At 54.9% G+C, this 8,792-nt stretch carries 12 protein-coding genes; 7 read left to right on the top strand and 5 right to left on the bottom strand.

The genetic code is table 11. The features are described 5' to 3' along the window. Positions 1 to 632: 632 nt before the first annotated feature. The 4 genes from HFM78_RS10895 (at position 633) to mazG (ending at position 3,395) form a co-directional block, all read left to right on the top strand. Complete coding sequence (locus HFM78_RS10895) at positions 633 to 1,187, top strand: DnaJ domain-containing protein (protein ID WP_287129475.1); 555 nt, start codon at positions 633 to 635, stop codon at positions 1,185 to 1,187. Positions 1,188 to 1,259: 72 nt separating this feature from the next. Next, a complete protein-coding gene (locus HFM78_RS10890) occupies positions 1,260 to 1,934 on the top strand; it encodes a response regulator transcription factor (RefSeq protein WP_287129474.1) in 675 nt (224 codons plus the stop codon). After that, positions 1,934 to 2,632, top strand: a complete 699-nt coding sequence (gene ispD / locus HFM78_RS10885; RefSeq protein WP_287129473.1) for a 2-C-methyl-D-erythritol 4-phosphate cytidylyltransferase — start codon at positions 1,934 to 1,936, stop codon at positions 2,630 to 2,632. The genes HFM78_RS10890 and ispD overlap by 1 nt, the downstream gene beginning before the upstream one ends. Then, complete coding sequence (gene mazG / locus HFM78_RS10880; RefSeq protein WP_287129472.1) at positions 2,625 to 3,395, top strand: nucleoside triphosphate pyrophosphohydrolase; 771 nt, start codon at positions 2,625 to 2,627, stop codon at positions 3,393 to 3,395. Before ispD ends, mazG begins: the two co-directional genes overlap by 8 nt. On the opposite strand, the gene HFM78_RS10875 is transcribed toward mazG, so the two are convergent. The 3 genes from HFM78_RS10875 to HFM78_RS10865 form a co-directional block, all read right to left on the bottom strand. Continuing rightward, entirely contained in the window at positions 3,396 to 4,277 is an 882-nt protein-coding gene (locus HFM78_RS10875) for a sensor histidine kinase KdpD (protein ID WP_287129471.1), read from the bottom strand. 51 nt (positions 4,278 to 4,328) lie between these two features. After that, the gene (locus tag HFM78_RS10870) at positions 4,329 to 4,907 is read right to left on the bottom strand and encodes a PAS domain-containing protein (protein WP_287129470.1); all 579 of its coding nucleotides are present in this window, start codon (positions 4,905 to 4,907) and stop codon (positions 4,329 to 4,331) included. A 139-nt stretch (positions 4,908 to 5,046) separates the two neighbouring features. Further along, positions 5,047 to 5,724 (bottom strand): DedA family protein, encoded by a 678-nt coding sequence (locus tag HFM78_RS10865; RefSeq protein ID WP_287129469.1) that lies wholly within the window; start codon positions 5,722 to 5,724, stop codon positions 5,047 to 5,049. A gap of 76 nt (positions 5,725 to 5,800) precedes the next feature. Between HFM78_RS10865 and lgt the strand changes: the two genes are divergently transcribed. Continuing rightward, positions 5,801 to 6,610: a prolipoprotein diacylglyceryl transferase gene (gene lgt / locus HFM78_RS10860; protein ID WP_287129468.1), complete on the top strand. Its 810-nt coding sequence runs from the start codon at positions 5,801 to 5,803 to the stop codon at positions 6,608 to 6,610. Positions 6,611 to 6,641: 31 nt separating this feature from the next. Next, positions 6,642 to 6,905, top strand: coding sequence for a hypothetical protein (locus tag HFM78_RS10855; protein WP_287129467.1), 264 nt, complete (start codon positions 6,642 to 6,644; stop codon positions 6,903 to 6,905). Between the two features lie 52 nt (positions 6,906 to 6,957). Here HFM78_RS10855 and HFM78_RS10850 read toward each other — a convergent pair whose 3' ends face one another. Further along, a complete protein-coding gene (locus HFM78_RS10850; RefSeq protein WP_287129466.1) occupies positions 6,958 to 7,110 on the bottom strand; it encodes a hypothetical protein in 153 nt (50 codons plus the stop codon). A gap of 50 nt (positions 7,111 to 7,160) precedes the next feature. Next, on the bottom strand, positions 7,161 to 7,580 hold the full coding sequence (locus HFM78_RS10845; protein ID WP_287129465.1) for a PmbA/TldA family metallopeptidase: 420 nt from the start codon (positions 7,578 to 7,580) through the stop codon (positions 7,161 to 7,163). Between the two features lie 327 nt (positions 7,581 to 7,907). Here HFM78_RS10845 and HFM78_RS10840 point away from each other — a divergent pair. Further along, positions 7,908 to 8,792, top strand: an 885-nt coding sequence (locus tag HFM78_RS10840; protein ID WP_287129464.1) for a hypothetical protein, incomplete at its 3' end; no start/stop codon positions are given.

Here is an 8,792-nt window from a genome sequence, read left to right as displayed (position 1 = left end):
TCTTCTGAGGAAAGGAAGCTTTTACTAAGCATGGTTGTAACATTTTTGGACATTGAATAATTCCAGTATAACGCATTTTAAATGCTTGTCAGCTTACCATCAAATTCAGCTACGACGACAAGGAACCCCGAATCGAAACCGCTTTTCCTAAGATATTACAACAACTTAATCACCCAAGTTGGAGTTTTCTGAATGCCGAGCCACAGCGCGTAGAACCCTTAGACCGCAAGCTGCCCATCAATAATCTTAAGCTGAAAGCAGACACTCTTTACTGTGGCAAAAACCCTCTCCTACGTTCTGACAGTGCGCTGGTATTACAATATTTGCTTCATTACTTACCCCAGTTTAAAGGCCAAAACTGGACCGACCTACTCACCATCGGGAAAATCCCCAAAACTGATAGTGACATTACCCAAATCTTTGCCGAGCGGGACCGTCTTAAAACCGATATCCGTACCCGAATCCAGGAAATCCGTCAGATTTATCAAACTTTAAATCAAATGGTTAATGACCTTTATAATGTTAGCACTGCGCCCTAACTTTTATAGCTACACAAGGCCACCTATCCAATTGGTTAGGGATGCATCCTTTAAAAGAGCCCGTTAAAATAAAGAAAGCACTATCCCACACCCATGAGCCAAGACTATTACCAAGTCCTCGAACTGCCCAGCACCGCTTTAGCCGAAGACATTAGACAAGCCTTTCGTCGTCTAGCCCGCATCTACCATCCCGATGTCGCTGAGACAGGTTCCGTCGCGCAATTCCAACGCTTGAATGCCGCCTACCAGACCTTGAGCGATCCTGAGCAACGTCGGGTTTACGATGCTCAATGCTCAACCCCGCCGACAACCGACTCGCCTTCGACAACAACCGAATCAAGCGTTGTTTTTCGGACCACCTCCCCACCCGCCAAGCCGACCACCGCCGAACTGCAACCCGTGCGCCAAGCCCTCAAGCGGCAACTGACCCGCGCCATCTTCTTAGCGGAGCAATTGGCTGAACAGTTCCCAGGCGACCCGACCGCCCGCCACCTCCTTGCCCTGAGCTATCAACGCTGGGGGAATGCTCTACTCCAGCGCGGGGAGCAAGCCCAAGCCCGCACCTATCTACAACGCGCCCGCGCCACCGAACCGAATAATGAAGCCTTGGTCTTTGATGTGGAGCGCGACTTGGCCCGCCTCAGATAATTCTTTACATTCCTTTAAAGGTCCACGCTCTAGTAGATAGGCCATGATCCGATGGAGCGTTCATGTCGCCCTATGATTACCCAAGCCCGGACTACCCGCCTATTGCTGATGACCCAATTGGCCCTAGCCTCGGCTCTGACGCAGGGACTCTCTCCCCATGGGTTTGTGCTGCACCATACCCAAGATGAGCAGCAGTGTCTCGCGGCCCTTGCGACCTACCCGGCGGACCTTCTGTTGGTGAGTGGGACGGCGGGGTTGGTCCTGTGTCGTTACCTCAGGACCCAGGGCCAGGACTTGGGCATCATCCTACTCGTTGAACAAGACAATGTGGCAAGCCGAGTAGAAGCTCTAGACGCGGGGGCCAGTGACCTCGTGACCCTACCCATCCACTTACCAGAATTACTCCTCAAGATCCGCTCTCAACTCCAACGACCCCGCGCCATCAATCCCCAACTGCTGCAATTTATGGATGTGCAGCTCAACCTCCAGACCCGCGTATGTGGACGCGGCGAACGGAGGATTGACCTAACCACCAAAGAGTTTGACCTGTTGTGCTTTTTGTTAGAACACCCCCAACAGACCCTCAGCCGCGAACAAATTTTATTAGGCGTGTGGGGCGCAGATTTCGCCGGGGAGTCGAATATTATCGAAGTTTACATCCGGTACCTGCGGTTGAAACTAGAACACGACCAGGAAAAAAAACTGATCCAGACCGTCCGGGGCATCGGCTATGCCCTGCGTGAATAATGCATCTACTCATCTGTGCTGCTGGGAGTGGGACGCGCATGGGGGCTGGGATCAATAAAGTCCTCTTGCCGCTACTAGATCGTCCGCTCTTGGCTTGGACCCTGGCGGCAATAGACCGAACCACGATGATTACCTGGGTGGGCCTCATCACCTCAGCGGCAAGTTATGAGGCTTGTCAACAACTCTTGGCCCAGTATCCTTGCCGCTGCCCAGTGCAACTGCTCCTCGGCGGGGCCACTCGTCAAGCCTCCGTTGCCCAGGGACTCACCCACTTACCAGCAGACTGTGAGCGCGTCTTGATCCACGATGGAGCCAGATGCCTCGTCAGCCCAGACCTGATGGACCGGGCGGCGTTGGCCCTCAGGGACCATGCCGGAATTATCACCGCTGTCCCGGTCAAGGACACGATCAAAGAAGTCGAACCCGCCACCCAGCAAATCTGTCGGACCCCACCCCGAGAACGGTTATGGGCAGCCCAGACCCCCCAGGGTTTCCGGGTGGATCTCTTACGGGAGGCCCACCGTCAAGCGGTGGCCCAGGACTGGCAAGTGACAGATGATGCTGCCCTTTTTGAACGATTGGGCTGGCCCGTGGTGATTGTTCCCGGCGAGGAGACTAACCTCAAGGTCACAACGCCCCTGGACCTCGCCTTGGCGGAGTTTATTTTAAACAAGCAATGGTCAAAAAATCATGAATGAAGCACTCCAACGCTTACTCAACACGGTCGCCCAGTTGCGTACCCCCGAGGGCTGCCCCTGGGACCGCGAACAAACGCCCCAGACCCTCTGCCCCTATATTTTGGAGGAGTCCGCTGAGTTGGTGGCGGCGATTGAGTCTGGGGTTGAGCAGGATGTCTTGGAGGAATTAGGGGATGTTTTGCTCCAGGTGGTCCTCCAAGCGCAGATCTATCAGGAGCAAGGAGCCTTTGATTTTGCCCAAGTCTGTGACCGCATCAATGAAAAACTCATCCACCGCCATCCCCACGTTTTCAGCGCAGTGCAAGTCAGTACAAGTGCCGAGGTTGTTCAGAACTGGGAAGCCATCAAAGCCCTAGAGAAACCACCCCAAACCCTGAGCGATAAATTGAGCCTACTGCCCAAGGACCTCTCCAGTCTCGCTGCCTGTCACAAAATCTCTCGTAAGGTTGCCCAAGTCGGTTTCGAGTGGCCCGACTTGACAGGGGTGTTAGCGAAAGTCCACGAAGAACTCGATGAACTCGAACACGCTTTAGCTGAGGAGTCCCCCGCACGCCAAGCCGAGGAACTGGGGGATTTACTCTTCAGTGTGGTGAATGTGGCTCGTTGGCAAGGAATTGACAGCGATACCGCCCTCCGCCAGACTAACCGCCGTTTCCTAGGGCGTTTCCGTCAAGTTGAACAACTCGCCACCCAGCCCCTGACCGCTTACACCCCAGCCCAACTAGAGGAGCTATGGCAGCAGGCTAAACGGCTGACCCAGTAGTCACGGTAGCTTGACTAAGGGTAAGGTCAGTGTGAATTGAGCCCCTTGCCCAACACCGGGACTCAGGGCGGTAATTGTGCCCCCGTGCAACTCCACCAAACTATGCACAATCGCCAACCCCAGCCCCAAACCGCCATGGGCGAGGGTTGTGGAGCCGTCGGCCTGTCGGAACCGCTCAAAGATATGGGGTAAGAACTCCGGGGCGATCCCCTCCCCCGTGTCCTGGATGGTAAGGACTGCTTGGTCCGTTGTGTTCGTGAGCGTCACCCAGACTTTTCCGCCCGCCGGGGTGAATTTGACAGCGTTGGTGAGCAGGTTCCAGAGGATCTGTTGGAGACGGTTGATATCGCCGCTGATATAGAGGGGTTGAGTAACAAAGTGGGTTTCGAGGGTGAGACCTTTATCTTGAAGAATAAATTGAACGACTTCGAGGGCCTGTTCCACCACCGGGTGCAAAGGAATATCCATCCGCTGGAGGGTCATCTTGCCATTGATAATACGCGATACGTCCAGGATGTCATCCACAATCCGGGCTTGGGTCAGACTATTGCGTTCAATCATTCCTAAGGCACGGTGAGTCGCCTCTAGGCTGGGGTTGCCCCGCTGGAGCAGTTGGGTCCAGCCGAGGATAGCGTTAAGCGGAGTGCGGAGTTCATGGGAGATGATAGCCAAAAATTCATCCTTGAGCCGATTGGACTCCTGTGCGGCAATGCGAGCCGCCTGCTCACGGGTGAGTAATTGTTCGCGTTCGTGTTCGAGTAATTTTTGGCGGGTCACATCGCGCATCGTGACGATTGCCAAGACTAGCTCTCCGTCCTCTTTATAAACCGGGGTCCCGCCAAAATTACCCATCCACTGCGTCCCAGTATCCAACCGCCGCACACACAGTTCATACCCGGCAAAGGTCTCCCCGGCTAGGGCACGGGCTAAGGGCTACTGGGCTAAGGGGACGATCTGACCGGCTAAGTCGTGTAGCTCAAAGGTCTTGGGGTAGTGGTGGAGGTGGGTTTGGGCTGCTTCGAGGGAATATTCGTGGAGTTCTAGGGCACGCGGGTTCATTGAGAGGACATTCCCTAAGGGATCGCTGACGATAAGTCCCTCCGTCATGCTGCTGACAATCCCCCGCAGTTGGGCCACGGTGCGCTCTAGCTCAGTGACAGCGAGTCGGGGGAGGTCCTGGATATCGGTGCTGGTCCCCAACCAGCCACAGAGTAGCCCCGTTGGGTCGTATTGGGGGACTAGCCGGACTAGATGCCAGCGATAGGTGCCATCCCCGCGTCGGAGACGGTAGGTCGCCTCACTCAGTTTGCCCGAGGATTGGGCTTGTTCCCAAACCGCTTGATAGCCAGCCCAATCCTCGGGGTGGATCGCTTGCGTCCAGCCTTGGTCCTGGGTCTGTGCCCAAGTCAACCCCGTATACTCGCGCCAATGTTGATTACAGTCCACTAAGCAGCCGTCGGGCTGAACCGACCAAAGGATATGGGGGAGCCTATCCACAAAATTAATGAGCATAGTTAACCTCACATAACAAAGCTTAAAACACTAGAAACACAATGGTTGCTTAGACCGGGGGAGGTTCTATAGCTACAGGGAAGTTCGTACCCAAGGTAGCATAACTTCCTTAGGTAAATTTACTTGATTTACTGTTGCCCTAGGGTTTACTTCTTAGTAGCCGGGGATGGATAAGTTTGAAATAGATAAAGGCCAGGAAGCTCAGCCCCAAAACCACCAGGAACCCGGTTTGATAAAGCTCGACCCAACCAAGAACCTGCTCCCAGTTTTGACCCAAGAAATAGCCTGCTGTCGCGAGCAGCCCACTCCAGAGGGCAGTGCCCAGGGTCGTGAACAGGATGAAGCGCGGCAGAGACATCCGGGCCATCCCAGCGGGGATCGAGATCAGACTGCGGATGAGCGGGACTAGCCGACCAAAAAAAGTAACCGCGTCCCCATGCCGGTTGAAGTAGTCCAGGGCCTTATCTAAATCGGCCTCACTCAGCAAAAACCACTTACCGAAACGGCGGACAAAGCGACGGATGACGACTTCATTGGCAAAATAGCCGACGTAATAGAGGACCAGTGCCCCCAATACCGAGCCGATCGCCCCCGCCAAAATCACACCCCAGAGCGTAAAATCAGCCTTCTGACAGGCCTTACTGATCGTCGGTTGGTCCCGGCAAGCAGCCAAGAAACCGGCTAGGGGCATCACTAGTTCTGAGGGGATGGGCGGGAAGATATTCTCGATCGCCATAACTAGGACGATTCCCCAATAACCCAGGGTACTGATGGCCTGTTCAATCCAGGTACGGACTTGCTCGATGATTCCCGTCATCATTCTGTAGTAGTTGGTCTGCCCCATTATGACTGGGACGGGGTAGCACAATAGGGAAGATGGTACTGGAACCCCTGTGGAACTATTGGCGTTGCTTTTTACCTCTCCCGGTCCGGTGATTTTCCAACTAGGTCCCTTGACGCTGCGTTGGTACGGGGTCTTGGTCACAAGCGGGATTATCCTAGGGACATTTATGGCTCAGGCGTTGGCCTCACGGCGCGGGATTGACCCGGAGCGGATTGCGGACTTGGCGGTTTGGGCGGTGGTCCTGGGTATCCCGATGGCTCGTCTCTATTACGTCCTGTTTCGCTGGGACCTTTTTCAAAATAATCCCTGGGGGATTTTTGCCATCTGGGAGGGGGGAATTGCAATTCACGGCGGGGTGCTGGGGGGGTTGTTAGCGGGTTATTTTTTTACTCGTCGCCACCAGTTAAATTTTTGGACGGTGGCGGACGCGGTAGCTCCAGGGCTGGCTCTGGGGCAGGCGGTGGGACGGTGGGGTAATTTCTTTAATTCTGAGGCGTTTGGCGACCCGACGGACCTGCCCTGGAAGCTATACATTCCTCCTGCCGCTAGACCACCAAGTTTGGCGGAGTTTGAATTTTTTCACCCGACTTTTTTGTATGAATCCTTCTGGGACCTCGGGTTGATGGGTTTATTACTATTGGTTTTCACGCGCTGGACCAAGGCGAAACCAGGAACGGTGGCGGCTCTCTACGCCCTTGGTTACAGTCTGGGGCGGCTCTGGATTGAGGGATTACGCACCGATAGTCTGATGCTGGGACCCCTGCGGATTGCCCAAGGAGTGAGTTTGGCGGGCATCACCCTGGGACTTTTTGGGCTTTGGTGGTTTAACTGGCGGCGGACTGCCGCGAACGAAGCCTAAATCCTGCCCTATCACCTAAGCTTGAAATCTAATGCGCTCTGAGGCTGCCGCCATGCCCGACTCCGAAAAAGACCAGTTCCTGTATCCTTACCGCAGCTTCCACGGCGAAGAAACCTTGCCCAATCTAATGTTTGATGCCAATTTGCAGGAATTCTCCCAACGGGTCGGCATGATCTGTGCCCTAGAGAACGGCGGCAAAATTGCCCCCCAAGATGCTTACCGCGAGATCAAGCAACTCTGGCACAAGCTCAAAGCCTCCAAAGAAAGCATCCTCGGCCAAGGCGAAAACTCTTAAGCTAATCGGTTAGACATGCTCATGAATTGAGGGGTAGACCGCTTTTCACGTATTAGGCCCGACTAATCACGCCTAACCCTTGGAATAGCAGCGGCGGCACAAAATCTGAACCTAAGGACCACACGGGTTCAGAACCAATCGCGCCCAAGGCTTGAGCGGTACTGAAGAGGCTCCCCGCCACCATCGTGTTCTTGAGCCGACCCACGATTTTTCGCCCTGCTCGATTTTTTAGCCTAGGTGCGGTCCCAATAGAATTCATGGAGCCCCACTGGTAGTTGCGATGGCTCTGGTACTGGTGTGGGTCTTAAAGGTTGCACTCACCAAAAAGTCGGGGTTGAAGTCCAGGAGATTCGCAATCAGTTCTTGGCCTTGGGTCACGAGTCGGGCAGTGGTCGGGAAAGTGTGGGCGGTGGGCAAGGCCGGGAGGTCAGGGAGGGCGGTGGCAAAAGTGGTGATGGTCTGGAGCGCGGCTTCCACCAACTGTTCCGGGCGGCTCAGGTCGGTGGTACTGGCGAATCCTGACCGGCCTTGGTGGATTACACGGAGGGCCATGCCTTGGAGGGCTTTAGTCTGGAGGGCTTTGAGCCGGTTGGTTTCAAATTCAACTGGGGTCTCAACTTGCTCTAGGTAAAATACCTCCGCCTCGGCTCCTTGCGCCTGAGCCAGTTCCAGCACTTTATCAAAAGGTTCCGCCCTCGCGCCGACCCGTGGCGGCCGCGCACGGCCGCCACACCCCCTGCAACTAAAGCTCACCACGAAGGCGAGTGCGTAACTTGGTCGGTTCAATTGTTATTTGAATAGTTCAACTCCTTATCACACCCCGTTCTCTAAACGGCTCTTCCTGCCTTAATTCTTCTGTCTTAGTCCCCTTTTTTAAGGGGGATGGAGGGAGGGGGCTCTCTTCTGCCTTGGTCCCCCACGAGTGGGGCGGAGGGGCCTTCTTCTGCTTGACGCCCATAGGTAACTCAGCTTTTAATACCCTAGTTGTGTCCGGTAATCCGCGTGTCCGCTCACCTGTACTCACGCCGCCAAGCCTTGACTGCCCTTGGAGTGACAGGATTCCTGACCCTGCCAGCCCACGCCGAAACCTTTGTTGTAGATGACCAAATCATTACTGATCCCCGCATTGCGGTTCAGGATGTCGAATTTGATTTCATTGAGGGGCGGATTGCTTGGCAGGATAAACAGGGCCAACTGTGGGTCGCTAAGGTGGACCCCGTGACGGGAGCCTTCATGCCCAGTACCGGACAGGGCAGGCTCATTGATACGGGATTGGCGGGGATTAGTGATAGCGGCAATGGTCCCGAGTGGGCCTATGGGATTGATGGCCCGGAGATTGTCTACACCAAATACACCGATAGTAGTCGGAGTGCTTTTGTCCTCGCCCACGCCCGCAATATCAATGGCAATTGGTATACCGAAGTCCTACCCAACCTACCTCTCGACCAAGGCGGCTACTCTCCTATCGGTAGCCAAGACCTCAATGACCCCGATCCCCGTGTCAAATACCAGCTAGGTGGACCGGAGACCGGGAGTCAGGGGCTCGCCTATCGTTCTTTGATCAGCCCTTCTTGGGGGATCGTGCCTGACCCCACCGCTGATGCAGGCCGCTGGGTCGAGAAACGACGCTCACTCATTGTCACGATTCTGGTAAACGGGGTGCGTCAAGTGGCCTACCACGAGATTGATACCGGGGTGCTGACCCAGCTTACGTCTGATCCCGGTCAAAAAAATAATGTCTTCATGTGGGAGGCCCCGGAGTTTAATCATGAACTCATCTTCATGGCCTCGGTGAACGCGGAGACCATTGATATGTACCGCTTTCTCAATGGAGCCTGGACTCGCTTCAACTCCCTCAAACCCCCCAGTCCCCGCCCCTACCTCCTC

This window comes from Candidatus Cyanaurora vandensis (assembly GCF_013285555.1).
GTDB lineage: Bacteria > Cyanobacteriota > Cyanobacteriia > Gloeobacterales > Anthocerotibacteraceae > Cyanaurora > Cyanaurora vandensis.
Note: the sequence above shows the minus strand (reverse complement) of the source record. Positions and strands in the feature narration are given on the sequence as shown.